Origin of the sequence: Bowmanella yangjiangensis (assembly GCF_017255015.1) — a bacterium.
Taxonomy (GTDB): Bacteria; Pseudomonadota; Gammaproteobacteria; order Enterobacterales; family Alteromonadaceae; genus Bowmanella; species Bowmanella yangjiangensis.
The window spans coordinates 1-537 of the sequence record NZ_JAFKCS010000520.1 but is presented as its reverse complement, the minus strand read 5'-3'; the positions used below and the strand labels follow the sequence as shown (position 1 = coordinate 537).

Below are 537 nucleotides of genomic sequence, written 5' to 3'. Positions count from 1 at the left end.
CAAGCCGATATAGAGCAGATTGAGCAGCTTGCGCAGTTGCTCCAGGCCCAGTGCGGCGATGCCATCGGCACTGCCCTGCTCGAACCAGGTGCGTAACTGCGTGGTCAGTTCCGGCCCCACTTCCATGCCAGCCAGGTTGCCGGCGGCGAACCCGCGCAAGGCCGCCTGCTGCGCCGCATCGAGCTGCTCCAGCAAGGCCTGGCCCAGGGCCAGGAAGGTCGCCTGCGCCGCCGCATCGGGTGTTGCCACCCGCCTCACCGCCTCGTTGCGCCCCTGGCGCCATGCGGCCAGCTGCTCCTCCGGGTCCGGCAGCAGCTGTGAAGGTGGACCGGTCAACGCCCCCACCAGCTCCCGGTAAAGGCGGGCGCGCTCCAGCTTGCGCTCGGTGCGCAGCACCACCTCGGCGAGGAATTCGTTCAGGGCGAAAGGTGGCTGCTCCGCGTACTTGTTTTCCCAGAGCGCCAGCAAGGGCCACACCTCCTCCTCCGAGAAGTGCCCGACCAGCCCGGTGTAGATCGCCCGACGCCGCAGACTCAG

General features: G+C 68.5%; 1 protein-coding gene. It reads right to left on the bottom strand.

What is annotated here, in order from left to right; genetic code table 11:
- Positions 1 to 537, bottom strand: a 537-nt coding sequence (locus tag J0A65_RS25450) for a hypothetical protein (protein WP_206597003.1), incomplete at both ends; no start/stop codon positions are given.